Raw genomic sequence first — 22,789 nt, forward strand, 5'->3', positions numbered from 1 at the left:
CCGCGTTTCCTGCGAACCCCTCCCGGTGACCGCTTCTTCCCCGTTCCCGCCCGCCCCCCACCCGGCCGACCCGGAGCCCCGGGTTCCCCCGGCCACCCTCGCCTCGCTCTACGCGCGGCCGGGGTTCAAGCTCCGCCGCGCCCACCAGATCGCGCTGTCGGTCTTCGCGGACGAGTGCCGCGCCTTCGAGATTACCTCCACCCAGTACGGCATCCTCGTCGCGCTGCGGGAGAGGCCGGGGCTGGACCAGGTGGGGGTGGCCCAGGCGCTCGGCCTCGACCGCTCCACCACCGGCATGGTGGTCGGGCTGCTGGAGGGGCGCGGCTTCCTGCGGCGCGACCAGCACGCGACGGACCGCCGCCGCCGCGTCCTGACCCTGACCGAGGAGGGCGCCCGGCTGGTGGAGGCCATCGCCCCGGCCGCCGAGCGCGCGCGCCGCCGGCTGCTCGCCCCCCTCTCGCCCGAGGAGGCGGAGGCGCTCGCCGCCCTGCTGGACCGGCTTCTCGGCCACCACGACGCCCTCGTGCGCGTGCCCCTCATGCGGCCCGGGGACTGAGGCCCTCGATCAGCGGCCGCCTCTCCGCGATCGCCTCCGCCAGGACGTCGAGCAGCGCCCGCACGCGCGGCGTGTGGCGAAGGTCCGGGTGGGTGAGCAGCCAGAGGCTGGAGGCGTATTCCGGCTGCGGCGGCGCGAGGCGGACGAGGCCCGGCCAGGCGTCGCCGATGAAGCAGGGCAGGTGGCCCACCCCGATCCCCGCCTCCACCGCCTGGGCAAGGCCCAGCACCGTGTCGAAGCGCCCCGCCAGCCGCGCGGCCGGCACCGCCTCGCGCGCCGCGCGCACCACCCGCATCCCCGCGAGGTTGTCGCCGAGGCAGACCCAGTCGCCCTCCGCCGTCCGGCCATCCGCGCCGTAGAGCGCCCAGGCGATGCCCGCCACGCGCCGGCCGACGAGCGTGTCCGGCGGGTCGTCGGTGGCGCGCACGGCGACGTCCGCGTCCCGGCGCGAGAGGTTTAGCGCGGCGTTGCCGGTCACGACGTCCAGCCGGATGGCCGGGTGCGCCCGCCGGAAGCGCGCCAGCATCGGCATCAGCAGGTCCGAGAGCAGGCTGTCGCTCGTCGCCAGCCGCAGCTCGCCCGAGGGGGCGGGCGCCTGCCCCGCCAGGCGGCGCGTCACGGCGGTGATGTCCTCGTCCACCCGCGCCGCCAGCGCCGCCACCTCCTCCCCGGCCGGGGTCAGGGCGTAGCCGGCGCGGTGGCGCTCGAACAGCGGGGTGCCGAGCAGCGCCTCCACCGCGCGCAGGCGGCGGAACACGGTGGAGTGGTCGATGCCCAGGCGGGCCGCCGCCGCCGGCAGGTTGCGCGCCTCCGCCACCGCGTTGATGAGGCGGAAGTCGTCCCAGGCGAGGGTTCTGGCGGCGTCCTTCACGGCGTGGTCCCGACGGCGAAGGCCGGCGGCACGGGGGAGCCGTGCCGCCGGCCGGTCGCCGGATGCTAGGGGCTTCACGCCGCGGCGGCGAGGTCCCGCCGCGGCGCCCGTGCCTTGCGGACCGGCGTCTCGCGGAGCGCCAGCGCGCCGTCGCCGGCCAGGGCCTGCACCAGCGCGGCCACCGCGAGGAAGGCCGGGTATTCCCAGCCGCCGTTGGGCGCGTTGAAGACCCAGCCGTTGCCGGCGTGCACGGCGAGCGCGCCCAGCAGCACCGGCAGCAGCGCGACCGACACCGCCCGGGCGTAGACGCCGAGCAGGAGGGCCGCGCCGCCGATCGCCTCGGCCAGCACGATGGGCCAAGCGAGGCCGGCCGGCAGGCCCACCTGCCCGAGGAAGCCGGCGAAGCCGGGTAGGGTGAACACGGAGACCTTCAGCCAGGCGTGGGCGAGGAACATCACCCCCAGCGAGACGCGCAGGAGAAGAAGGCCGTAGGGAGCGAGACGGGTGTCGATCACGAGGGGAAACCTCATCGGGGTTGCGGAACTGGGCCGGAGAATGGCCACCCAGTCTCCGCAACGCCATGACCGATCCGGCAAGGTTGGGATTGCATGGGTGCAATCACTTCGGGCTGGCGCCGGGCCGCTGAAAGGCCATTTGCTGCCACCAGACGAGGCGCCCCCCGGTGCCTCCCCCAGCGGAGTTCACCCCCATGGCCCATACCAGCAGCCCCCGCGGCATCCACCACGTCACCGCCATCGCCGGCAGCGCGAGGGGCAACCTCGACTTCTACACCCGCGTCCTCGGGCTGCGGCTGGTGAAGAAGACCGTCAACTTCGACGATCCCGGCGCCTACCACTTCTACTACGGCGACGCGGCGGGCAGCCCCGGCACCATCCTCACCTTCTTCCCCTGGGAGAACGCCGCCCCCGGCCGCGCCGGCGCCGGGGAGCTGCAGGAGACCGCCTTCCGCATCCCCCAGTCCGCCATCGGCTACTGGACGCAGCGCCTGGTGAACCACGGGCTGGAGCGCGCCACCCGCTTCGGCGAGACGGTGCTCACCTTCCGCGACCCGGACGGCATGCGGCTCGCGCTCGTCGGCCTTCCCGGCCTTGAGGCCGAGCCCGCCTGGGAGGGCGGCGAGGTCCCAGTGGAGAGCGCGATCCGCGGCTTTCACGGCGTGACCCTCATGCTCGACCGCACGGAGGCGACGGGCGCCATCCTCACGGACGTCTTCGGCTTCGCCGAGGCCGGGCGCGAGGGCGACGCCACCCGCTACCGCGCGGAGGGCACGGCGCTCGGCGGCATCGTGGACCTGCGGGCGGTCGGCGGCTTCCTGGCGGCGCGGATGGGCCGCGGCTCCGTCCACCACCTCGCCTTCCGCGCCGCCGACGACGCGGACCAGGCGGAGATGGTGCGCAAGCTGGCCGCGACCCACGGCCTGCGCACGACGGAGCAGAAGGACCGCGACTACTTCCGCTCCGTCTACTTCCGCGAGCCCGGCCACGTGCTCTTCGAGATCGCGACCGACATCCCCGGCTTCGCCGTGGACGAGCCGGCGGCGAGCCTCGGCACCGCGCTGAAGCTGCCGCGCTTCCTCGAGGGCCATCGCGCCGCGATCGAGGCCGCGCTCCCCGTCCTCGCCTGAACCCGTCTCCGGACACATGGCCGGCCGCGTCCCCGGACGCGGCCGCGAAGGGATCCCCCATGACCGTCACTGCCCCCGCCTTCGTCCACGCCTTCGAGCCCGCGACCGACGCCGCCCGCCCGCCGCTCCTGCTGCTGCACGGCACGGGCGGGGACGAGCGCGACCTGCTCCCCCTCGGCCGCCTCGTCGCGCCCGGCGCGGCCCTTCTCTCGCCGCGCGGGACGGTGCTGGAGAACGGGATGCCCCGCTTCTTCCGCCGCCTCGCGGAGGGCGTCTTCGACGAGGACGACCTGCGCGCCCGCACGGATGACCTCGCGGCCTTCCTCCGCGCGGCGATGGCGGAGCACGGGCTCGCCGCGCCGGTCGCGCTCGGCTTCTCCAACGGCGCCAACATCGCGGCGAGCCTCCTGCTGCGCCATCCCGGCCTGCTCGGCGGCGCGGCGCTGCTGCGCGCCATGGTGCCCTTCCGCGACCCCCCGGCCGCGCGGCTGGAGGGCACGCCCGTGCTGCTGCTCTCCGGCGCCTCGGACCCGATCGTGCCCGCGGCGAACAGCGCGCGCCTCGCCGCCCTCCTGCAAGGGGCCGGCGCCAGGGTCGCGCATCGTGAGTTGCCGGTGGGGCACGGCCTGTCCCAGATGGACGTCGCGCTCGCGCGCGACTGGCTCGCCACCCTCCAGGAGAACGCCCGATGAGCGTCGACAGCGATCCCACGGGCGTCATGCCCGAGTGCCCGGACGCCGGCCCGGTCGGCCAGGTCATCCTGCCGCGCATGCACGACATCGGCGGCTTCACGGTGCGCCGCGCGCTGCCCGCGCAGGGGCGGCAGATGGTCGGCCCCTTCATCTTCTTCGACCAGATGGGGCCGGGCGAGTTCCTGACGGGCAAGGGGCTCGACGTGCGGCCGCACCCGCATATCGGCCTCTCCACCGTCACCTACCTGTTCGAGGGGGAGATCCAGCACCGCGACACGCTCGGCTCCGACCTCTCGATCCGCCCGGGCGACGTGAACTGGATGACGGCGGGCCGCGGCATCGCCCATTCCGAGCGGACGGGGGCGGCGCTGCGCGCCCACGCCAACCCGCTCTACGGCATCCAGTCCTGGGTCGCGCTCCCGCGCGCGCAGGAGGAGGCGGCGCCCGCCTTCGTCCACCACCCCGCCGCCACCCTGCCGGTGATCGAGGACGGCGGCGCGCGGCTGCGCCTCATCGCCGGGCACGGCTGGGGCGCGCGCTCCCCGGTCGAGACGCCGTCGGACCTCTTCTACGCCGACGCGATGCTCGCGCCCTGCGCTTCCCTGCCGCTGCCCGACCACGAGGAGCGCGGGGCCTATGTCGTGGAGGGCGAGGTGACGGTCTCGGGCGACCGCTTCGAGGCCGGGCGCATGCTCGTCTTCCGCGCGGGCGAGGGGCTGGCGATCACGGCGGGGCCGAAGGGCGCGCGGCTGCTGATGCTCGGCGGCGCCGCCATGGACGGGCCGCGCCACCTGTTCTGGAACTTCGTCTCCTCCTCGCGCGAGCGGATCGAGCAGGCGAAGGCGGACTGGAAGGCCGGGCGCTTCGGCACGGTGCCAGGCGACGACAAGGAGTTCATCCCCTTGCCGGAGGAGCGCGTCTCGGTGCGCGCGGCGACGCAGGCGCCCTCCGCCGGGTCGCCGACGAGCTGAGGCCGGATCCGAGGCGCGGGTTCAGTCCACCTGCGCCCCGGAGCGCCGCACGATCTCCGCCCAGCGCGCGACGTCGGCCTCGTGGATGCGGCGGAAGGAGGCCGGCCCGGGATCGGCCGGCGGCGTGATGCCCTGGCTGTCGGTCAGCCAGGCGACGAAGTCCGGTTCCGCGATGATGCGCGCCACCTCCTGCGTCATGCGGGCCTGGATGGGCGCGGGCAGGCCGGGCGGGGCGACCAGCCCGTACCAGGTGCTGCTCTCGAAGCCGGGCAGCCCACAGGCCTCCTCGATCGTCGGCACGTCGGGCAGGGGCGCGAGGCGCGCGCGGGTGGTCACGCCGAGCGCGCGGAGCTGGCCCTGCTGCACGGGGCCGATGCTCGGGCCGCTCTGGTTGAAGAAGAAGGCGGTTTCCCCGCCCAGCAGGGACACCATCGCCGGGCCCTGGCCTCGGTAGGGCACGTGCAGCACGTCGATCCCCGCGGCGGCGGCGAACTGCACGGCCGAGAGATGCGTCGACGCCCCGTTGCCCGTGGAGGCGTAGGCGAGGGCGCCCGGCCGCGCCTTCGCCGCCGCGACCAGGTCCCGGCAGGTGCGGAGGCCCGGCGAGTGCTGCGGGTTCACGAGCAGCACGTTCGGCACGTCGCCGAGGATGGCGATGTGCGTCACGTCGCGCAGGGGGTCGAAGGGAAGCGACTTGTAGAGCGTCGCGTTGATCGCGTGCGTGCCGGCGGTCGCCAGCAGGAAGGTGTAGCCGTCCGGCCGCGCGCGGGCGACGTATTCGGAGGCGATGTTCCCGCCGGCGCCGGTGCGGTTGTCCACCACCACCGGCACGCCGAGGGACCGCGACAGCGGCTCGGCCAGCTTGCGCGCGTAGATGTCCACGCCCGAGCCGTTGGGGAAGCCGCCCATGATGGTGATGGGGCGGTTCGGCCAGGGCGCCTCCTGCGCCGCCGCCGGCAGGGCGAGGGGGGCGAGCGCGGCGAGGGCGAGCGCGGTTCGGCGGAGCATGGGCGTCCTTTCGCGAGGGGAGGGGTCAGGCGAAGTCGCGCGGGCGCAGGCCCGCGTGGAAGTAGGTGATCATCGCGTAGATGTCGAAGACGGGCCGCCCGGTCGCCCGCCGCACGGCGGCGGCGTAGGGCGGCATGTTCGTGCACTCGAGGACGATGGCGCCGACCTCCGGGTGGCGGGCCACGAGCCGTTCCGCGGCCTCGACCACGTCGCGCTCGGCGAGGTCCACGTCCATGTCGTCCTTCTCGGCGCGGATGAGGACGCGGAAGAACTCCCGCCCGCTCTCCGTGCCCTCCACGGGGATGTCGAGGGGAACGCCAGCGGCCTCGAGATGCGCGGGGCTGAGGCTGCCGCCCGAGACGGTGACGAGGCCGACCCGCTGCCCCGGCGGCAGCATCGCCTGCACCCAGGGCACCTGCAGGAGGCTGCTGGTGGCAACCGGCACGCCCACCTCCCGTGCGATCTCGCGCTGGAAGAGCGAGAGGAAGCCGCAATTGGTGGTGATGGCCTCCGCCCCCTGCGCCACGAGCTCGCGCGCGGCCTCCAGGAAGTCCGGCAGCAGCCCGCGGGCACCCTCCAGCACCACCTTCTCCGGGCTCGCGCCCCGCACCACGCGGTAGAGCACGGGGAAGGGCCAGGTGCCGCCGTTGCCCATGTCCCCGTGGATGCGGGGGAAGCGGGCCTCGAGCATCAGGATGCCCAGCGGCGCGCCGTAGAGGGCCTTGCCGCCGCGGGCGACGCCGCGGCGCGAGGAGGGAAGGGAGGTCATGGTCATGGTCGGGCCCCGAAGGCGGCAAGGGCCCGAAGCATAGGGCGGGCCAGGGCGGCGGGAACCACCCCCGTCCCCCGTGGCGCCGCCCCTGCCCAGGATCGCGCCAGTCCGGCCGGGCGGTGACCGCGAAGCGGGCGCGCCGGTCCCGCGGGGCCGGCTTTGCGGTGGCACGTCGATTGCCCTCAGGATGCCGCTTTCAAGGATCGACCCTGAATGCCTGACACGCCCCTCGTCGCCGGCCTCTTCCACGTGGCCGTCAAGACGGCCGACCTCGCGGCCACCCTCGCCTTCTACAAGGGCGTCCTCGGGCTCGCGGATGCGCACCGCCCGGACTTCGGCTACCCCGGCGCCTGGCTCGCGGTGCCGCTGCCGGGCGGGCAGGCGCTCCTGCACGTCTACGCCGGCGGCCCGGCCCTCGGGCCCGAGGGCCGGGCGCCGCTCGGCACGGCCGCCATTGACCACGTCTCGCTCGCCTGCCGCGGCTACCACGCCTTCGTCGCCCGCTTCCGCGAGGCGGGGCTCGACTGGCGCGAGTTCCTCGTCCCCGGCACCACGCTCTGGCAGCTCTTCGTCTACGACCCCTCGGGCGTGCAGCTCGAGCTGACCTTCGACGGTGCCTCCGAGGCCGGCACCCCGCCCGACCTGTCGGAGGGGCGGCGCTACGTCGCGGGCGCCTCCTTCTTCGATCCCCGCACCTACCCCAAGCTCTCCTGAGGACCGCATGACCCCTTCGATGCGCCGGCGCGGCCTGCTCGCCGCCGCGGCCGCGGCCCCCTTCCTCGCGCGCGGCGCCCTCGCGGCGGACGCGGTGAGGATCGGCGTCTTCAACGTCTCCTCCGCGCTGCCCTTCTACGTCGCGCGGGAACGCGGCTTCTTCACGGAGGCGGGCCTCGCGGTGGAGGCCGTGCCGCTGCAGGCCGCGCCCCTCATCGTGCAGGCGATGGTGTCGGGCGACCTCGACGGCGCGTCGAACCTCGTCACGCTGGAGGGCGCGAACATCAACGCCCGCCGCGCGAACACCGCCCTCTACTTCGCCCTCAACGGCCAGAGCGACCGCTACCGGATGGAGCAGTTCGTCGTCCGCCCCGGCTGGAACGCGGCCACCCTGCGCGACCTCAAGGGCGCGAGGATCCTCTCCGCCCCCGGCCCCGCCAACCTGTCCGCCGCCCGCGCCGTGCTCGCCGCCGCCGGGCTGCAGGAGGGGCGCGACTACACGCTGTCCGAGCAGCCGATGGGCGTGCATGTCGGCGCGCTGGCCGCCGGCACCTTCGACGCCGCCTACACGCTGGAGCCGCAGGCGAGCATCGCCGAGCGCCAGGGCGCCGCGCGCCGGCTGGAGGCGGGGGTGATCGCGACCCACCTCATCGGCCGCCCTGGCGCCCAGGCCTGGGCCGCCGGCGCCGCCTTCACCGGCAAGTTCCTGGAGGCGAAGCCCGAGGTCGCCGCCCGCTTCGCCGGCGCCTGGGCCAAGGCCTGCGCCGCCATCCGGACCGACGCCGGCGTGCGCGACCTGCTGGTGCCCTTCATGCAGACCCCGGCCGAGCTGGCGCCGACCGTCCCGCTGGTGAACTTCGCGATGGTGAAGGACATGACCCCGCCGGAGGTCGCGGACTTCCAGAAGTTCGTGGACCTCGCCGTGGCGCAGGGCGTGGTGCGGGGCGCGATCGACGTGAAGTCCTTCCTGCGGCCCCTGTGACGGCCATCACCCCCCGGGAGGCCGCGGTCACCGTCCGCGGCCTCTCCAAGGCCTTCCGCGGGCAGCCCGTGCACGCCGGGCTGGACCTGGACCTCAGGCGCGGGGACATCCTCGCGGTCTTCGGCCCCAACGGCTGCGGCAAGTCCACGCTGATCAACATGATGGCGGGTCTGCTGGAGCCCGACGCCGGCAGCGTGCTCTTCGACGGCCGCACGGTGCGCGAGGCCCGCATCGGCTACGTCTTCCAGAACTACCGCGAGGCCCTGCTGCCCTGGAAGCGCGCGGCGGACAACATCCGCTACCCCCTTCGCCTGATGCGCCAGCCCCGCGCCCTGGTGGAGCGGCGGCTGGAGGCGCTCGTCGCCGCCTTCGACGTGCGCTTCGACCTCCACCGCTACCCCTACGAGCTCTCGGGCGGCCAGCAGCAGCTCGTCTCCGTCATGCGGGCGCTGGCGGTGGAACCGGAGGTGCTGTTCCTCGACGAGCCCTTCTCGGCGCTCGACTACGAGACGACGCTCTCGCTCCGCGAGCTCCTCGGCCGGGTGCTGAAGGAGAACCGCATCACCGCCATGCTCGTCTCCCACGACCTCGAAGAGTCGATCGCGCTCGCCGACCGGGTGCTGATGCTGACGCGCCGCCCGTCGCGCATCGTGGACGACGTGCCGGTGCCGCTCGCCTGGCCGCGCGACGCGATGACCCTGTCCTCCCCGGACTTCGTCGCCATCAAGCGCCGCTGCCTCGACGTCTTCACCGCTTCCGTCCGCGCCCGGCCGGAGGCGGCGTGATGCGCGCGCTGGTTCCCCCTCTCCTCGGCGCCCTCGGCTTCGTCGCCCTCTGGCAGGCGGCGGTGCTGCTCGGGGTTGCGGACCCCGTGCTGCTGCCCTCGCCGGCCGAGACCGCGCGCGACACCTGGGCGGCGTTGGCCACGGGCACGCTGGCGCACGACCTCGGCCGCACCGTCACGCGCACCCTTCTCTCCTTCGCCATCGCCTCGGCCATCGGCGTGCCGCTCGGCGTCGCGCTCGGCGCCCGCGAACGCCTCTACCGCGCGGTGGAGTTCGTGGTGGACTTCTTCCGCTCCACCCCCGCCTCCGCCCTCTTCCCGCTCTTCCTCGTGCTCTTCGGCACGGGGGAGGCGACGAAGATCGCGGTGGCCGCCTTCGGCGCGGCGCTGGTCATCCTGTTCAACGCCGCCTACGGCGTCATGAACGCCCGCCGCACCCGCGTGCTGGCGGCGCGCGTGATGGGCGCGGGGTCCGCCCGCATCCTGGTCGACGTGCTCGTCTGGGAGGCGCTGCCGCAGATCCTCGTGGGCATGAGGCAGGGCGTCTCGCTGGCGCTGGTCATCGTGGTGGTGGCGGAGATGTTCATCGGCTCCACCGACGGGCTCGGCCAGCGCGTGATCAACGCGCAGATGCTGTTCGAGAGCGGGCTGATGTACGGCGCCATCTTCGTGGCCGGCGCGCTCGGCTACGCGCTGAACCTTCTCTTCCTCCTCCTCGAGAAGCGCTTCGTCCACTGGTCCGGGCGCTAGGCGCGACCGTTTCGCGCCAAACTCCGCGGCCCGCCGGCCGTTGCTTCAGACAGAATGGATCGCGCCGCGCGCCGTCCCTCTTCTGCTTTTGAGCAAGGAAATCGACATGACCGATGCAGCGCACCGCCGGGTGGCCATCCTGGCGACGGATGGCGTCGAGCGGGTGGAACTGACCGAGCCGCTGAACGCCCTCAAGAAGGCCGGGATGGACGTGGCCGTGGTGTCGCTGACGCTCGGCGAGATCCAGTCCATGGACGACGACGTGAACCCCGCGGAAAGGATCGCGGTGGACCTGGAGGTGGCCGACGCCCACGCCGAGGCCTTCGACGCCCTCGTCCTGCCGGGCGGCACCACCAACCCGGACAAGCTGCGCCTGAACGAGGCGGCCGTCGCCTTCGTCCGCGCCTTCGCCGAGGCCGGCAAGCCGATCGCGGCCATCTGCCACGGCCCGTGGATGCTGATCGAGGCCGGCACGGTGAAGGGGCGGCGCATGACCTCCTACCCCTCGCTCAAGACCGACCTCCGCAACGCCGGCGCCACCTGGGTGGACGAGACCTGCGTGGTGGACGGCAACCTCGTGACCTCGCGGAACCCGAAGGATCTTCCCGCCTTCTGCGAGAAGATGGTCGAGGCCGTCTCGCGCAGCGCGCCCCGGGCGAAGGCGGCCTGACGGCCCGCGTCCCCTAGGGCTCCGGGGGCGGGCCCCGGCGGCGGCGCGAGAAGACGCTCAGGAACTCGAGCCGCTGCAGGATGACCAGCACCACGACGATGACGGCGAGGGCGGCGAGCCCGATGAGGGGGGATTCGAGCATGCGGCTCCGGCCCTTTTCCGGGCCAGCGGGCCCGCGCGGTTGAGGCGCCGCGCCGCCCGTCGGGGCGGCGCGTCCTCAATCAACGCGTGCAGGGGCCGAAGTTGCGGGGCGGGCGCTCACCCCCGCCCGTGGCAGTGCTTGTACTTCTTGCCGGAGCCGCAGGGGCAGGGCGCGTTGCGCGGCGTGCGGTCCCAGGTGGCGGGGTCGTTCGGGTCCACGCCCTCGGCCACGCGCGGGGCGGCGACGGGCGCGGCCGCGCCGTACTCGCCCACCGCCGCGTCGTAGCCGAGCAGCGGGTCGCCCGAATCCGGCGCCGGGTGGCGCGCGTCCATGACGCTGATCGGCTCCGGGCTCGGCAGCGGGGCGTTGGCGGGGATGTCCACCTGCATCAGCCAGCGCGTCGTCTCCTCCCGCATCTCCGCCAGCATGGCGTTGAAGAGGTTGAAGGCCTCGGACTTGTACTCGTTCAGCGGGTCCCGCTGGCCGTAGGCGCGGAGCCCGATGCCCTGGCGCAGGTGATCGAGCGAGAGGAGGTGGTCCTTCCAGACCTTGTCGAAGACCATCAGCAGGATGGACTTCTCCACCTCGCGCATGCGGTCGATGCCGATGTTGGCGGCGCGGGCGGCGTAGGTGGTGTCGGCGGCCTCGTGCAGGCGCTCGCGGATCTGGGTCTCGTCGATCCCTTCCTCGCGGCCCCAGTCGACGATCGGCAGGTCGAGGCCGAGGATCTCCAGCGCGCGGGACTGGAGGACGTCCATCTTCCACTGCTCGGGATAGGCGTTCTCGGGGATGGCGGCGGCGACCAGGTCGTCGATCACCTCGCGCCGCATCTCCGCGACGGTCTCGGCCACGTCGGCCGCCTGCATGAAGGACTTGCGCTGGGCGTAGACCTCCTTGCGCTGGTCGTTCATGACATCGTCGTACTTGAGCAGGTTCTTGCGCGTGTCGAAGTTCCGCGCCTCGACCTTCTTCTGCGCCTTCTCCAGCGCCTTGTTGATCCAGGGGTGGACGATCGCCTCCCCCTCCTTCAGCCCGAGCTTCTGCAGCATCCCGCCCATGCGGTCGGAGCCGAAGATGCGCATCAGGTCGTCTTCCAGGCTCAGGAAGAAGCGCGACGCGCCGGGGTCGCCCTGGCGGCCGGAGCGGCCGCGGAGCTGGTTGTCGATGCGGCGGCTCTCATGCCGCTCGGTGCCAATGACGAAGAGGCCGCCGGCGGCCTTCACCTTGGCCGCGCTCCCCTCCACCTCGCGACGGATCTCGGCCAGGCGCGCCTCGAACTCGGGGCCCGCGGGCTCGCCGGCGAAGCTCGCCCGCGCCAGCATCTCGGCGTTGCCGCCGAGCTTGATGTCGGTGCCGCGCCCGGCCATGTTCGTCGCGATGGTCACCGCGCCGGGCCGGCCGGCCTGGGAGATGATGGCCGCCTCCTGCTCGTGGTAGCGGGCGTTCAGCACCTGGTGCGGCACGTTCTTCTTGCGCAGCAGGTCGGAGATGAGCTCCGACTTCTCAATGCTGGTGGTGCCGACGAGGCAGGGCTGCCCGCGCTCGCGCGCCTCGGCGATGAGCCCGGCCACCGCCTCGTACTTCTCGCCGGCGGTACGGTAGACCTCGTCATCGGAATCGGCGCGCGCCACCGGCAGGTTGGTGGGGATCTCCACCACCTCGAGCTTGTAGATCTCCGCGAACTCGTCGGCCTCGGTGGCCGCCGTGCCCGTCATGCCCGCCAGCTTGGGGTAGAGGCGGAAGTAGTTCTGGAAGGTGATGGAGGCCAGCGTCTGGTTCTCGGGCTGGACCGTCACGCCTTCCTTCGCCTCGAGCGCCTGGTGCAGCCCGTCGGAGTAGCGGCGACCCTCCATCATGCGGCCGGTGAACTCGTCGATGATGATGATCTTGTCGTTGCGCTCGATGTAGTCGACGTCCCGCGCGAAGAGGGTGTGCGCGCGCAGCGACTGGTTGACGTGGTGGACGACCGTGACGTTCTGGAAGTCGTAGAGGTCGCCCTCCTCCAGCAGCCCGGCCTCGGCCAGCGCCGCGGTCACCGTCTCGTTCCCCGCCTCGGTCAGGGAGACGGTCTTGTTCTTCTCGTCCTTGTCGTAGTTCGCGGGGTCCTTCGCGATCTCCGCCACCACCACGTTGACGCGGTTGTAGAGGTCCGAGGTGTCGTCGGTCGGGCCCGAGATGATCAGCGGCGTCCGCGCCTCGTCCACCAGGATGCTGTCGACCTCGTCCACGATCGCGTAGGCGAAGGGGCGCTGGACCATCTCGCCGAGCGAGTACTTCATGTTGTCGCGGAGGTAGTCGAAGCCGAACTCGTTGTTCGTGCCGTAGGTGATGTCGCAGGCATAGGCCTCGCGCCGCTGCGGGTCGGTCTTGCCGTAGACGATGGTGTCGGTGGTCAGGCCCAGCCAGTTGTAGAGCCGCCCCATCTCCTCCGCGTCGCGGGCCGCGAGGTAGTCGTTCACGGTGACGACGTGGACGCCCTTGCCGGTCAGGCCGTTGAGGTAGCAGGGCAGGGTGGCGACGAGGGTCTTGCCCTCGCCGGTCTTCATCTCGGCGATGCGGCCCTCGTGCAGGACCATGCCGCCGATGAGCTGGACGTCGAAGTGGCGCATGCCGAGGACCCGCTTCGACGCCTCCCGGCAGACCGCGAAGGCCTCGGGCAGGAGGCTGTCCAGCGTCTCGCCCTTGGCGATGCGCTCGCGGAACTCGGGGGTCTTCGCCTTGAGCTGGTCGTCGGACAGCGCGGCGATGGCGGGTTCCAGCGCGTTGATGGCCGGCACCCGCGCCCGGTACGCCTTCAGCGCGCGGTCGTTCGAGGTGCCGAGGATGGCGCGGGCGAGGCGGGCGAACATCGGGTTAAGCAGTCTCCAGGGCAGGGCTGGGGCATCGCCTGGGGGCCGCGACCGTAGGGCCGCGGCGCGGCCGGAAGGAGGGGGGCCTCACAGGGCCCTGCGTGCAGGGGCAGAGATAGGCAAGGGGGGGCGGCGGGTCAACGAATGCCGCACCGAAGGGGCCCGAACGCCGCCTTGTGAGGCGGGGGCGCCCGCCCCGCCTTGTGACCCGGGGTCCCCTCCGCCATGGTGCGGCCCCTTCCGCCGAGGCTCTCCCCGATGCGCCGCCTGCTCCTCTCGACCGCCCTCCTCCCGGCCTGGCTGCTCTCGGCCGGCCTCGCCCTGGCCCAGGCGCCGGCCCCCGCGCCGTCCGCTGGCGCGCCGTCCGGCGCCCCCGCCGGCGCCGCGGCGCGCCCGGCCGATCCCGTGGTGGCGCGGGTGGACGGCCAGGAAATCCGGCTCTCCGACGTGCGCGACGCCGCCGGCGAGCTGCCCGACGAGCTCAAGAACGCCCCCCCGGCGATGATCTACCCCCTGATCGTGGACCAGCTCGTGGCCCAGAAGGCGCTCGTCGCCCGCGCCCGGGCCGAGGGGCTGGAGCGCGACGCCGACGTCCAGCGCCGCATCGCCCGCGCCGCCGACCAGGAGCTCCAGCAGGCCCTCCTCCGCCGCGAGGTGGCCCCCGCCATCACCGAGGCGGCGCTGCGGGCCCGTTACGAGCGCGAATCGGCGAATCGGCAGGGCGAGGAGGAGATCCACGCCCGCCACATCCTCGTGCCGACCGAGGCCGCGGCGCGCGAGGCCCTGGCGGAGGTCCGCCGCCCCGGCGCCGACTTCGCGGAGGTGGCCAAGCGCCGCTCGACCGGCCCCGGCGCCGAGCAGGGCGGCGACCTCGGCTTCTTCAAGAAGGCCGACATGATCCCCGAGTTCGCCAACGCGGCCTTCGCGCTCCAGCCCGGGCAGGTCAGCGAGGCCCCCATCCAGACCGCCTTCGGCTGGCACGTCATCAAGGTGGAGGAGCGCCGCACCGCCCCGGCCGCGAGCTTCGAGGACAGCCAGGAGGCGCTGCGCCAGGCCGCCTTCGAGGAGACGGTGAACGCCGCCGTGGAGCGCATCCGCAACGCCGCCAAGGTGGAGCGCTTCAACCTCGACGGCTCGCCCATCCGCGCGCCCGGCCTGATGGAGGGCGCGACGCCCCCCGCCGCGGCCCCGGCCCCCGCCCAGCGGCGCTGAGGAGGCCCCGGCGATGGACATCCCCGTCTCCCCGCTGCGGGTCGACCTGCCGCCGCTGCCGCCGCTGAAGGGCGTGCGCCTGGGCGCCGCCGCCGCCGGGCTGCGCTACCAGGGGCGGCCGGACGTGATGATGATGGAGTTCGCCCCCGGCACGACGGTCGCGGGCGTCTTCACGAGCAACAAGTGCCCGGGCGCCCCGGTGGACTGGTGCCGCGCCTCGCTGAAGGGCGAGGCCGCGCGCGCGCTGGTGGTGAACGCGGGCAACGCCAACGTCTTCACCGGCCGCGCGGGGGTGGTCGCCTGCGAGGCCACCGCCGCGGCCGCCGCGTCGCTCGCGGGCTGCAAGCCCTCCGAGGTGTTCCTCGCCAGCACGGGCGTGATCGGCCAGGTGCTGCCCCACGAGAAGCTGGCGGCGGCCCTGCCGGCCCTGCACGCATCGCTGAAGGAGACCGGCTGGGCGGACGCCGCGCGCGGTATCATGACCACCGACACCTTCCCCAAGGCTGCCGCCCGCACCGCCACCATCCACGGCACCAAGGTCACCCTCCTCGGCATCGCCAAGGGCAGCGGCATGGTGGCGCCGGACATGGCGACGATGCTCTCCTTCGTGGCCACCGACGCCGCCATCCCCGCCGCCGCCCTGCAGGCGGCGCTGCGGCGCGGGGTGGAGGGAAGCTTCAACCGCACGACGGTGGACAGCGACACCTCCACCTCCGACACGGTGCTGCTCTTCGCCACCGGTCAGGCCGGCAACGACCGGGTCGGGGCCTTCCCGGGCGGGGCGCTGGACGACTTCCAGGCGCAGCTCGACGCCCTGCTGCTCGACCTCGCGATCCAGGTGGTGCGGGACGGGGAGGGGGCGCAGAAGCTGGTGAAGGTGACCGTGCGCGGCGCCGTCTCCGACAGCTCGGCCAAGCGGGTCGCCATGGCCATCGCCAACTCGCCGCTCGTGAAGACGGCCATCGCCGGCGAGGACGCGAACTGGGGACGCATCGTCATGGCCGTCGGCAAGGCCGGCGAGCCCGCGGACCGGGACCGGCTCTCGGTGGCCGTCGGCGGCACCTGGATGGCGAAGGACGGCGGCGTGGTCGAGGGCTACGACGAGGCGCCGGTGGTCGAGCACATGCGCGGGCGCGAGATCGACGTCGAGGTCGACCTCAACCTCGGCCGCGGCGAGTCCACGGTTTGGACCTGCGACCTCACCCACGGCTACATCGACATCAACGGCGCCTACCGCTCCTGAGCCCGCGGCGGCGCCCCGCCGCCTGTCCCGGTGAGGGGAGGCGCGCGGGCGGGTTCCGCCTCGCGGACCGGACGGCGCCGCCGCGCGGGATCGGCGCTTCCTTCGTTGCGCGGGTGGGGTAAGGGGGACCTCACGCCGGCGCGATCGCGCCGGGCGCTGCAAGGGAGACGAAACGATGATCACGAAGCGGGGCCTCGGCCTGGCTGCCCTCGGCCTGACCGCGGCCGGCCGGGCCCAGGCCCAGGGTGCGGCACCGGGCACCTCCCCGGGTATCTCCCCGGGCGGCGAATGGCCGCAGCGGCAGGTCACGCTCGTGGTGCCCTGGGCGCCCGGCGGCTCCACCGACACCCTCGCCCGGGTGCTGGCCCAGCGCGTCTCCACCGATCTCGGGCGCCCCGTGGTCGTCGACAACCGGCCGGGCGGCTCGGGCACGGTCGGGCACGGCACCGTCTCCCGCGCGCAGCCGGACGGCCACACGCTGCTGCTGGGCACGAACTCCACCTACGCGATGGCGCCCTTCCTGCTGAACGCCATCCCCTACGACAACGACCGCGGCTTCACGCCGATCGGGCTGCTGGCGACGAACGCGCAGTTCTTCTGCGTGCATCCCTCCGTCCGCGCGACGAGCATCGCGGAGCTGATCGCCCTGGCGAAGGCTCAGCCCGGCCGGATCAGCTACTCCTCCTCCGGCGCCGGCTCCTCGGCGCATCTCGCGGTGGAGCTGCTGAACGCCGAGGCCGGGATCGAGATGCTGCACGTGCCCTACCGCGGCGGCGCGCCGGCGCTCCAGGCGCTGATCGCGAACGAGGTGCAGCTCTCGGCGGTGGACGCCGTCTCGGCGTTGCAGCCGATGCGGGCGCAGGCGGTGCGCGCCATCGCCGTCTCCTCCGCCCGGCCGGACCCGGCCGCGCCGGAGATCCAGCCGGTCGCGGCCGCCGTGCCGGGCTACGAGTGCTCGACCGACTTCTCCCTCTTCGCCCCGCCGGGCATGGCGCCCGCCCTCCAGGCGCGCATCCAGGCCGCCTTCGCGCGGGCGCTGGAGAGCGCCGAGGTGAGGGAGAAGCTGGCGACGCTCGCCATCCGCCCCGTCGGCGCCCGGCCCGAGGAGTTCCCGGCCTACCAGAAGCGCGAGATGGAGAAGTGGGGCGGGATCATCCGGGCGCGGAACATCAAGCCGGACTGAGGGGCGGACGGCCCGCGGGCCGGGGGGCGGCGCCCTCCCGCCCGCGGCGCCCCCGCCCGGGGCCGCTCAGGCCCGCCGGCGCCGCACCAGGCCGAGGCCGAGCAGCCCCGCGCCGAACAGGGCGGCGGAGGCCGGCTCCGGCACGCTGATCGGCCGCGTGGAGCCGATCACCCCCGCCGCCTCGAAGGAGACGACGCCGCTCTTCAGCGACACGCTGGTGAACGGCGTGTCGGAGAGGACGCTGACATAGGCGCTGCCGCCGGGGCCCTGGAAGCCGTTGCCGACGAAGCCGGCGGCGAGGCCCTGGACGGCCGCGCCCGTCAGCGTGTCGCCCGCGGCGTTGCCGAAGACGAGGGCGTTCGAGCTGTCGATCGAGCCCCAGAGCAGCGCGAGGGCGAGCTGCGGCGCGGCGAAGGTGATGGTGATGGTCCCGAGCCCGGTCGAGAGATACTTCCCGGCCTGGGACGCCGAGAGGGTCTGGGCGGAGCCGTAGTCGCCGGTCAGGTAGGTCGGAAGGCCGTTGCTGATGCCGGCGACCGGGATGGCGTGGACGCCCGAGGCCGCGCCCTGCACCACGCCCTGGTCCGCGCCGACGGCGAAGCTGATCGTGTAGCCCGCGCCGCTGACGCCCGCCTGGGAGGGGGCCGGGATGCCCTGGAGGTCGACCGCCGTCGTGGTGCCGGGGATCGCGAGGGGCGAGAAGAGGCTCGCCGTGGTGATCAGCGCGGCCTCGGCTTGGCCGGCCAGGGCGGCCAGGGCGGCGCCGGCGAGAAGGAGGTGTTTCATTGTTGCGTCCCGAACGCCCGGCGGACCATCCCGTCAGTCGTTCCGGAAGTTCATCGGCCGCGCTCGTCCCAAAAGAAAGACACGATGGTTTCAGAAAGGTTAACGCTGCCCGGTGTCGCCGATCGGCCGGTGTCGTCCGGCAGCCCATCAGCGGGCCTTCGTTTCGCCCACGCCCTCGTGATTGGCCAATTCGTCCTAACTCTTAGATGAAGGACGAATGAACGGGCAGTAATGAAGCAGTCGCTTCCGAATGATGTCGCCCGATTCGCACGGAGCCGCCCGTCTGATGAATCCGCCCTAGATCCGGACCGCCAGCACGACGCCCACCCCCCGCGCCCGTCGCGCGGTGGCGTCCGCTTACGCAATGGATTCAGGAGAGATAGAGAATGCTCAGGCGCGCTGCTGTGCAGGTTATTGATCGTCTTGGCCTTGGTGGTCCCGCCCGGCGGGCGCACGCCCGCCTCCAGGCCGCGGGTTTCGTTGGCGGATGGACGCCGCTGGTTCCCGAGACCGACTTCGCCAATTGCGTCGCGAGCGCCATCCAGCGGCTGCAACTCGAGGAGCCCGGCGAGGCCTTCGGCAACTACCTGGAATTCGGCGTCAGCCGCGGCACCTCCATGGCCTGCGTCTTCCATGTCCTCCAGCAGGCGGGCCTGTCCCGGGCCCGGCTGATCGGCTTCGACTCCTTCCGCGGCCTGCCGCCCGAGGCCGCGGGGCAGGGATGGCCGCCTGGCGCCTACCACTCCACCCTTTCGGCCACCCGCCGCTACCTCGCCTCCGAGGGGGTGGACCTCAAGCGCGTCGAGCTCGTGCCCGGCTGGTTCCGCGACACGCTGACCCCGGCGCGCCGGACCGCGCTCTCGATCGGGAAGGCGAGCCTCATCATGATCGACTGCGACATCTACAGCGCCTCGAAGGAGGCGCTCGCCTTCTGCGCACCCTTGATCGGCGAGCGCGCGATCCTCGTCTTCGACGACTGGGGCTGGCGCTCCGACCACGGCGACATCGGCCAGAAGGAGGCCTTCGAGGAGTTCATGGCCAGGAACCCGGACCTCCGGGCGGAACCCCTCGACGCCTATATCCCGCAGGCCCGCGTCTTCCTCATGCGGCGCGTCCCGCAGGACGCCCTGACGCCCTGGCAGCCCGCCATGTCCCTTAGCCCCGCGGCCGGGGCCTGACGCCGGGGCGGCGCGCGGTCGCTACTCCGTGGCGCGGATGTTCAGGCGCCGCACCAGCTCCGTCCAGCGCTCCCGCTCCGTCCGCGCCGCCGTCGCCAGGGCGGCGCCGTCGCCGGTGCGGGGATCGACGCCGAGGGAGAGCAACCGCGCCCGCAGCTCGGCGTCGGCCATGACGGCCTGGGACGCCTCGGTGATCCGGGCGGCCAAGGCCTCCGGCAGGCGGGCCGGGCCGAAGATGCCGAACCAGGTTTCCGAGACGAGGCCGGGCAGGCCGGCGGCCTCGCCCGTCGGCACGCCCGGTGCCAGCGGGGTCTCGGCCGCCGAGGTCACGGCCAGGGCCTTCACCGTGCCGGCCTGGATATGGGTGGCCGCGGTGGCGGGCACGTCGAGCAGCACCTGCACGTCGCCCCGCCGCAGCTCCGCGTAGACCGCCCCAGTGCCGCGGTAGGGCACGTGGACCATCCCGAGATCCGCCAGGCTGTCGAGCAGCGCGCCGTTGAGGTGCGGCGTGGTGGCGACCCCCGAGGAGCCGTAGTTCACCGCCCCCCGCCGCGCCTTCGCCCAGGCGATGAAGGAGCGGAGGTCGTTCGCCGGCACGGTGGTCGAAACGAGCACGAGGGAGGGCGAGGCGCCGATGAGGGCCAGCGGCGTGAAGTCGCGCTCCACGTCGTAGGGAAGGCTGGCGCCCGTCGCCGGCGCGGTCGAGTGGATGGAGGAGGTGGCCAGCAGCAGCGTGAGCCCGTCCGGCGCCGCGCGCACCACCACCTCGGCGGCCGGAACGCCCCCGGCGCCGGGGCGGTTCTCGATCACCACCGTCGCCCCCAGCCGCTGGCCGAGGAGCGGCGCGAAGAGGCGCGACACCGCGTCCGTCGCGCCGCCGGCGGGGAAGGGCACGATCAGCCGCACGGGCCGCGACGGGGATGGCTGGGCGAGGGCGGGCCGGCCAAGGGCAGTCTGGGCGAGCGCGAGCAGCGCGGGCGCGGCGAGGAGGGGGCGGCGGTTGATCAAAGGAGGTTCCTCGAGGTCCCGAGCCAGCGGCCCAGGCGAGCGGGCGCCTCGGCCATCTCGGCCTCGGGCCCGCAATAGCTGAAGCGGACGAAGCGCGCGCCGCGCCCGCTGTCGAAGTCCACGCCCGGCGTGGCGGCGATGCCGGCCTCGGCCAGTAGGCGGGCGCAGAAGGCGGGGCTGTCGTTCGTCAGGCCGCCGACATCGGCCCAGATGTAGAAGGCGCCGTCGGCCTCGGCGATCCGGTCGAACCCCGCGGCTGGCAGCCCGGCCAGCAGGAGGTCGCGGGAGCGGCGGTAGGCGGCGCGGTTCGCCTCCAGCTCGTCGGTGCAGTCGAAGGCCGCCTCCGCCGCCACCTGGGAGATGTGGGGGGCGGAGATGAACAGGTTCTGCGCGAGCCGCTCGACCGGGCGCAGCAGGTCCTCGGGCAGCACCAGCCAGCCGATCCGCCAGCCCGTCATGCTGAAGTACTTGCTGAAACTGTTCACCACGATCGCGCTGGGGGAATGCGCGGCCGCCGTCGCCTCCGGCACGCCGTAGGAGAGGCCGTGGTAGATCTCGTCCGAGATGAGCCGCACGCCGTTGCCGTGGCACCAGCGCGCGATGGCCGCGAGCTCCTCGGGCCGCAGCATCGTGCCCGCGGGGTTGCAGGGGCTGGCCACGATCAGCCCCGCCGGGCGGGGGTCTAGCGCCTCCAGCATGGCGAGCGTCGGCTGGAAGCGGGTGGAGGCGTCGCAGGGAAGGATCTGCGGGACCATGCCGAGCGCGGTCAGGATGTTCGCGTAAGGGGGGTAGTAGGGCGCGGCCATGGCCACGCGGTCGCCCGCGTCGAAGGCCGCGAGGAAGGCGAGGGGGAAGGCGCCGGAGGCCCCGACGGTCACCGCGATCCGCGCCGCCTCCACCGCCGCGCCGTAATGCGCGGCGTAGCGCGCGGCGATCCGCTCCCGCAGCGGGCGCCGCCCGAAGGCCTCGGTGTAGCCCAGGGGATGGCCGTCCCGCAGCGCCCGGGCGGCGGCCTCGGCGGCGCCGCGCGGGGCGCCGGTCCCGGGCTGCCCGACCTCCATGCGGAGGATGCCGGGCTCCCCGGGCGCGAGGGCGGCCGCGCGGGCGTTGGCGGCCGCGATCACGTCCATGACGAGGAAGGGGGGCGTGGCCGCGCCCCGGCCGACCTTGAGTCCGGCCAACTCAGTCGTTCCCGGTGGCGAGCCCGAAGCCCCGCGGGTCGGCGACGCCCGAGCAGCCGGCGGCCGTCACGCTGCCCCGGCAGGTGATGGCGACGGCGCGGCCCGGCTCCGGCACCGCGGCCACGGCCTGGGGGAGCGGCGCGCGCCGCCCGAGATGCAGCCCGGCCGGCACGCCCGCCGCGGCCGGCGCCGCCTCCTGGCCCGATCCCGCGCCGGCGTAGCGCATGGCCTTCACGCTGAGGTTCGCGACCAGCACGGCGCCGAGCGGCGGCGCCTGCACGCTGCCGAGCCCGGGCGCGGCGGCGAGGAGGAAGCCCATGCCCGGCACCATCCGCCCGGTGCCGAAGAGGTTGTTCAGGGTGAAGGCGCAGGCCACCGCGCCGCCGTCCCGGTCCTGCACGACCAGCGCGGTGCTGGCGCCGACCGTCCCGCCCGCGGCCGCGGCCGCCTGGCCCGCCACCGCCGCGCGGAAGGCGGCTAGCGTCGCCCCGCCGTCCGCCGAGGCCGGCAGCACCGAGAGCACGTCGTCGCCGAGCCGCTCCTGCACGGGCGGCACGGCCTGGGGCACGGCGGCGCGCATCTCGGCGACCGTCAGGAAGCCGCCGGCGGCCGCGCTGCCCTCCTCCACCCGGCGCGCGAGGCCGCCCTGGTGGAAGTCGCCCACCCCCGCCGTGCGGATCGCGCCGAGCGTGGTGGCGAGGTCCGCCTGCACGAGGGGATCGCCCTCGCCGACCGCCGCGCCGCCCTGGCCGGTGAGGGCGGCCCGCGACACGGGATCGGCCAGCAGCGGGCCGGAGACGGCCGCGAGGTCGGCCGCGAGCGCGCGGGAGACGGTGATGCCGAGCCGCGCCAGGCGCTCGGCCGGGGCGATGGTCGTCTCGAAGGGCAGCCGCCCCTGGCGGGCGTGCAGGGCGAAGAGGCCGCGCGCCATCATCGGCACCGCCGCCGGCCGGTCCGCCCCGCGCGGCAGGCCGGCGCGGGCGCCGGGCTGGAAGAGGAAGGCCTCCACCTCGTTCCGGCGCGGGTCGTAGCCGAGGCAGGCGCCGCCGCCGCCGATCCCGGCGCGGGAGGGGAGGGTGACGGCCAGCGCGAAGCCCGCCGCCGCCGCGGCATCGGCCGCCGAGCCGCCGGCCGAGAGGACGTCGCGCGCCACCAGCGCCGCCCGCGGCTCCTCCGCCACGACGTTGCCGACGAAGCCGCGCACGTAGCCCTGCTGCCCCGGCTGGAGGGAGGGCCCGCCGGTGAGCGCGTTGCTCACCCGGTCCACCGTCGAGCAGCCCGCGAGGGCGAAGAGCGCCAGCACGCCCGCGGCGGTTCGGCCACGGCCTGGATGGCGGGCGGGCGCGCCCGTGCGGAAGCCGCTCTTGCCTGCCATGTGGTCCCGCGCCGTCCCTGCCGCCGTGATCGTCATCGGGGCGTTCCTGGCACCGGCCGCGCCCAAGGCGCAAGAGGGGGCCGGGGACCGGGCGCCCTTGGCGCGGGAAACGGCAACATTGCGGCAGCGAAAGGAGAGGGCCGCCACGGGGGGCCGGCTGTGACGGCCGCCGGTCCGTGTTAGCGTCCCCCGCGACGGCCGCCGGGCACCCCCGCCG

23 protein-coding genes are annotated in these 22,789 nt (G+C 74.1%); 13 read left to right on the forward strand and 10 right to left on the reverse strand.

The genetic code is table 11. The features are described 5' to 3' along the window. Positions 1-25: 25 nt before the first annotated feature. Complete coding sequence (locus EAH89_RS16775; protein ID WP_161993636.1) at positions 26-556, forward strand: MarR family winged helix-turn-helix transcriptional regulator; 531 nt, start codon at positions 26-28, stop codon at positions 554-556. Here the strand turns inward: EAH89_RS16775 and EAH89_RS16780 are convergent. Both EAH89_RS16780 and EAH89_RS16785 read right to left on the reverse strand, forming a co-directional pair. After that, entirely contained in the window at positions 537-1,427 is an 891-nt protein-coding gene (locus EAH89_RS16780) for a LysR family transcriptional regulator (protein ID WP_140884869.1), read from the reverse strand. The two genes, EAH89_RS16775 and EAH89_RS16780, sit on opposite strands and share 20 nt — an antisense overlap. 74 nt (positions 1,428-1,501) lie before the next feature. After that, the gene (locus EAH89_RS16785) at positions 1,502-1,942 is read right to left on the reverse strand and encodes a DoxX family protein (RefSeq protein WP_140884870.1); all 441 of its coding nucleotides are present in this window, start codon (positions 1,940-1,942) and stop codon (positions 1,502-1,504) included. Positions 1,943-2,136: 194 nt separating this feature from the next. Here EAH89_RS16785 and EAH89_RS16790 point away from each other — a divergent pair, with 194 nt between their 5' ends. Genes EAH89_RS16790 through EAH89_RS16800 form a run of 3 tightly spaced genes read left to right on the forward strand, consistent with a single transcriptional unit; the run spans position 2,137 to position 4,735 of the window. Next, the gene (locus tag EAH89_RS16790) at positions 2,137-3,072 is read left to right on the forward strand and encodes a ring-cleaving dioxygenase (RefSeq protein ID WP_140884871.1); all 936 of its coding nucleotides are present in this window, start codon (positions 2,137-2,139) and stop codon (positions 3,070-3,072) included. Positions 3,073-3,131: 59 nt separating this feature from the next. After that, positions 3,132-3,764: an alpha/beta hydrolase gene (locus EAH89_RS16795; RefSeq protein WP_140884872.1), complete on the forward strand. Its 633-nt coding sequence runs from the start codon at positions 3,132-3,134 to the stop codon at positions 3,762-3,764. Beyond that, positions 3,761-4,735 carry a pirin family protein gene (locus tag EAH89_RS16800; RefSeq protein WP_140884873.1) on the forward strand — a complete coding sequence of 325 codons (975 nt, stop codon included), beginning with the start codon at positions 3,761-3,763 and terminating at the stop codon, positions 4,733-4,735. The genes EAH89_RS16795 and EAH89_RS16800 overlap by 4 nt, the downstream gene beginning before the upstream one ends. A gap of 21 nt (positions 4,736-4,756) precedes the next feature. Here the strand turns inward: EAH89_RS16800 and EAH89_RS16805 are convergent, their stop codons facing one another. Both EAH89_RS16805 and EAH89_RS16810 read right to left on the reverse strand, forming a co-directional pair. Continuing rightward, a complete protein-coding gene (locus EAH89_RS16805; RefSeq protein ID WP_140884874.1) occupies positions 4,757-5,743 on the reverse strand; it encodes a Bug family tripartite tricarboxylate transporter substrate binding protein in 987 nt (328 codons plus the stop codon). Positions 5,744-5,768: 25 nt separating this feature from the next. Further along, the gene (locus tag EAH89_RS16810; protein ID WP_206667584.1) at positions 5,769-6,518 is read right to left on the reverse strand and encodes an aspartate/glutamate racemase family protein; all 750 of its coding nucleotides are present in this window, start codon (positions 6,516-6,518) and stop codon (positions 5,769-5,771) included. A gap of 210 nt (positions 6,519-6,728) precedes the next feature. Between EAH89_RS16810 and EAH89_RS16815 the strand changes: the two genes are divergently transcribed. From EAH89_RS16815 to EAH89_RS16835, 5 genes are all read left to right on the forward strand, one after another. Beyond that, positions 6,729-7,229 carry a VOC family protein gene (locus tag EAH89_RS16815; RefSeq protein WP_140884875.1) on the forward strand — a complete coding sequence of 167 codons (501 nt, stop codon included), beginning with the start codon at positions 6,729-6,731 and terminating at the stop codon, positions 7,227-7,229. A gap of 7 nt (positions 7,230-7,236) precedes the next feature. After that, positions 7,237-8,211, forward strand: a complete 975-nt coding sequence (locus tag EAH89_RS16820) for an ABC transporter substrate-binding protein (RefSeq protein WP_140884876.1) — start codon at positions 7,237-7,239, stop codon at positions 8,209-8,211. Beyond that, positions 8,208-8,996: an ABC transporter ATP-binding protein gene (locus EAH89_RS16825; protein ID WP_140884877.1), complete on the forward strand. Its 789-nt coding sequence runs from the start codon at positions 8,208-8,210 to the stop codon at positions 8,994-8,996. The genes EAH89_RS16820 and EAH89_RS16825 overlap by 4 nt, the downstream gene beginning before the upstream one ends. Next, positions 8,996-9,745, forward strand: coding sequence for an ABC transporter permease (locus tag EAH89_RS16830; RefSeq protein WP_140884878.1), 750 nt, complete (start codon positions 8,996-8,998; stop codon positions 9,743-9,745). The genes EAH89_RS16825 and EAH89_RS16830 overlap by 1 nt, the downstream gene beginning before the upstream one ends. Before the next feature lie 106 nt (positions 9,746-9,851). Continuing rightward, the gene (locus EAH89_RS16835) at positions 9,852-10,415 is read left to right on the forward strand and encodes a type 1 glutamine amidotransferase domain-containing protein (protein WP_140884879.1); all 564 of its coding nucleotides are present in this window, start codon (positions 9,852-9,854) and stop codon (positions 10,413-10,415) included. A gap of 13 nt (positions 10,416-10,428) precedes the next feature. Here the strand turns inward: EAH89_RS16835 and EAH89_RS33110 are convergent, their stop codons facing one another. Together EAH89_RS33110 and secA are read right to left on the reverse strand one after the other, a co-directional pair. Then, positions 10,429-10,557: a hypothetical protein gene (locus EAH89_RS33110; protein WP_277753848.1), complete on the reverse strand. Its 129-nt coding sequence runs from the start codon at positions 10,555-10,557 to the stop codon at positions 10,429-10,431. A 116-nt stretch (positions 10,558-10,673) separates the two neighbouring features. Beyond that, on the reverse strand, positions 10,674-13,406 hold the full coding sequence (gene secA / locus EAH89_RS16840) for a preprotein translocase subunit SecA (RefSeq protein ID WP_140884880.1): 2,733 nt from the start codon (positions 13,404-13,406) through the stop codon (positions 10,674-10,676). 258 nt (positions 13,407-13,664) lie between these two features. Here secA and EAH89_RS16845 point away from each other — a divergent pair, with 258 nt between their 5' ends. The 3 genes from EAH89_RS16845 to EAH89_RS16855 all read left to right on the forward strand — a co-directional run bounded on the left by EAH89_RS16845 (position 13,665) and on the right by EAH89_RS16855 (position 17,044). Beyond that, the gene (locus EAH89_RS16845; protein ID WP_140884881.1) at positions 13,665-14,618 is read left to right on the forward strand and encodes a peptidylprolyl isomerase; all 954 of its coding nucleotides are present in this window, start codon (positions 13,665-13,667) and stop codon (positions 14,616-14,618) included. 13 nt (positions 14,619-14,631) lie between these two features. Continuing rightward, positions 14,632-15,861: a bifunctional glutamate N-acetyltransferase/amino-acid acetyltransferase ArgJ gene (argJ, locus tag EAH89_RS16850; protein ID WP_140884882.1), complete on the forward strand. Its 1,230-nt coding sequence runs from the start codon at positions 14,632-14,634 to the stop codon at positions 15,859-15,861. Positions 15,862-16,036: 175 nt separating this feature from the next. Beyond that, complete coding sequence (locus EAH89_RS16855) at positions 16,037-17,044, forward strand: Bug family tripartite tricarboxylate transporter substrate binding protein (RefSeq protein ID WP_140884883.1); 1,008 nt, start codon at positions 16,037-16,039, stop codon at positions 17,042-17,044. Positions 17,045-17,110: 66 nt separating this feature from the next. On the opposite strand, the gene EAH89_RS31975 is transcribed toward EAH89_RS16855, so the two are convergent. Beyond that, positions 17,111-17,830: a PEP-CTERM sorting domain-containing protein gene (locus tag EAH89_RS31975; RefSeq protein ID WP_194152344.1), complete on the reverse strand. Its 720-nt coding sequence runs from the start codon at positions 17,828-17,830 to the stop codon at positions 17,111-17,113. Positions 17,831-18,216: 386 nt separating this feature from the next. Here EAH89_RS31975 and EAH89_RS16865 point away from each other — a divergent pair, with 386 nt between their 5' ends. Continuing rightward, positions 18,217-19,008 (forward strand): TylF/MycF/NovP-related O-methyltransferase, encoded by a 792-nt coding sequence (locus EAH89_RS16865; RefSeq protein ID WP_140884884.1) that lies wholly within the window; start codon positions 18,217-18,219, stop codon positions 19,006-19,008. Between the two features lie 21 nt (positions 19,009-19,029). Here the strand turns inward: EAH89_RS16865 and EAH89_RS16870 are convergent, their stop codons facing one another. The 3 genes from EAH89_RS16870 to EAH89_RS16880 are packed head-to-tail and all read right to left on the reverse strand — an operon-like array spanning position 19,030 to position 22,608. Next, positions 19,030-20,016, reverse strand: coding sequence for a Bug family tripartite tricarboxylate transporter substrate binding protein (locus EAH89_RS16870; RefSeq protein ID WP_161993637.1), 987 nt, complete (start codon positions 20,014-20,016; stop codon positions 19,030-19,032). Beyond that, positions 20,013-21,146: a pyridoxal phosphate-dependent aminotransferase gene (locus EAH89_RS16875; protein WP_140884914.1), complete on the reverse strand. Its 1,134-nt coding sequence runs from the start codon at positions 21,144-21,146 to the stop codon at positions 20,013-20,015. The genes EAH89_RS16870 and EAH89_RS16875 overlap by 4 nt, the downstream gene beginning before the upstream one ends. 52 nt (positions 21,147-21,198) lie before the next feature. After that, positions 21,199-22,608, reverse strand: coding sequence for a gamma-glutamyltransferase (locus EAH89_RS16880; protein WP_241667063.1), 1,410 nt, complete (start codon positions 22,606-22,608; stop codon positions 21,199-21,201). Positions 22,609-22,789 lie beyond the last annotated feature (181 nt).

The sequence above is a fragment of the Muricoccus nepalensis genome (assembly GCF_006438825.1).
Lineage (GTDB): Bacteria > Pseudomonadota > Alphaproteobacteria > Acetobacterales > Acetobacteraceae > Roseomonas > Roseomonas nepalensis.

Excerpts from the sequence above, each read along its gene's own strand:
- EAH89_RS16835 (WP_140884879.1), top strand. The coding sequence starts at position 9,852 with ATGACCGATGCAGCGCACCGCCGGGTGGCCATCCTGGCGACGGATGGC.
- EAH89_RS16800 (WP_140884873.1), top strand. The coding sequence starts at position 3,761 with ATGAGCGTCGACAGCGATCCCACGGGCGTCATGCCCGAGTGCCCGGAC.
- EAH89_RS33110 (WP_277753848.1), bottom strand. The coding sequence starts at position 10,557 with ATGCTCGAATCCCCCCTCATCGGGCTCGCCGCCCTCGCCGTCATCGTC.
- EAH89_RS16815 (WP_140884875.1), top strand. The coding sequence starts at position 6,729 with ATGCCTGACACGCCCCTCGTCGCCGGCCTCTTCCACGTGGCCGTCAAG.
- EAH89_RS16820 (WP_140884876.1), top strand. The coding sequence starts at position 7,237 with ATGACCCCTTCGATGCGCCGGCGCGGCCTGCTCGCCGCCGCGGCCGCG.
- EAH89_RS16880 (WP_241667063.1), bottom strand. The coding sequence starts at position 22,608 with ATGACGATCACGGCGGCAGGGACGGCGCGGGACCACATGGCAGGCAAG.
- EAH89_RS16830 (WP_140884878.1), top strand. The coding sequence starts at position 8,996 with ATGCGCGCGCTGGTTCCCCCTCTCCTCGGCGCCCTCGGCTTCGTCGCC.
- EAH89_RS16875 (WP_140884914.1), bottom strand. The coding sequence starts at position 21,146 with ATGGACGTGATCGCGGCCGCCAACGCCCGCGCGGCCGCCCTCGCGCCC.
- EAH89_RS16805 (WP_140884874.1), bottom strand. The coding sequence starts at position 5,743 with ATGCTCCGCCGAACCGCGCTCGCCCTCGCCGCGCTCGCCCCCCTCGCC.
- secA (WP_140884880.1), bottom strand. The coding sequence starts at position 13,406 with ATGTTCGCCCGCCTCGCCCGCGCCATCCTCGGCACCTCGAACGACCGC.
- argJ (WP_140884882.1), top strand. The coding sequence starts at position 14,632 with ATGGACATCCCCGTCTCCCCGCTGCGGGTCGACCTGCCGCCGCTGCCG.
- EAH89_RS16790 (WP_140884871.1), top strand. The coding sequence starts at position 2,137 with ATGGCCCATACCAGCAGCCCCCGCGGCATCCACCACGTCACCGCCATC.
- EAH89_RS16795 (WP_140884872.1), top strand. The coding sequence starts at position 3,132 with ATGACCGTCACTGCCCCCGCCTTCGTCCACGCCTTCGAGCCCGCGACC.
- EAH89_RS16810 (WP_206667584.1), bottom strand. The coding sequence starts at position 6,518 with ATGACCATGACCTCCCTTCCCTCCTCGCGCCGCGGCGTCGCCCGCGGC.
- EAH89_RS16845 (WP_140884881.1), top strand. The coding sequence starts at position 13,665 with ATGCGCCGCCTGCTCCTCTCGACCGCCCTCCTCCCGGCCTGGCTGCTC.
- EAH89_RS16855 (WP_140884883.1), top strand. The coding sequence starts at position 16,037 with ATGATCACGAAGCGGGGCCTCGGCCTGGCTGCCCTCGGCCTGACCGCG.
- EAH89_RS31975 (WP_194152344.1), bottom strand. The coding sequence starts at position 17,830 with ATGAAACACCTCCTTCTCGCCGGCGCCGCCCTGGCCGCCCTGGCCGGC.
- EAH89_RS16865 (WP_140884884.1), top strand. The coding sequence starts at position 18,217 with ATGCTCAGGCGCGCTGCTGTGCAGGTTATTGATCGTCTTGGCCTTGGT.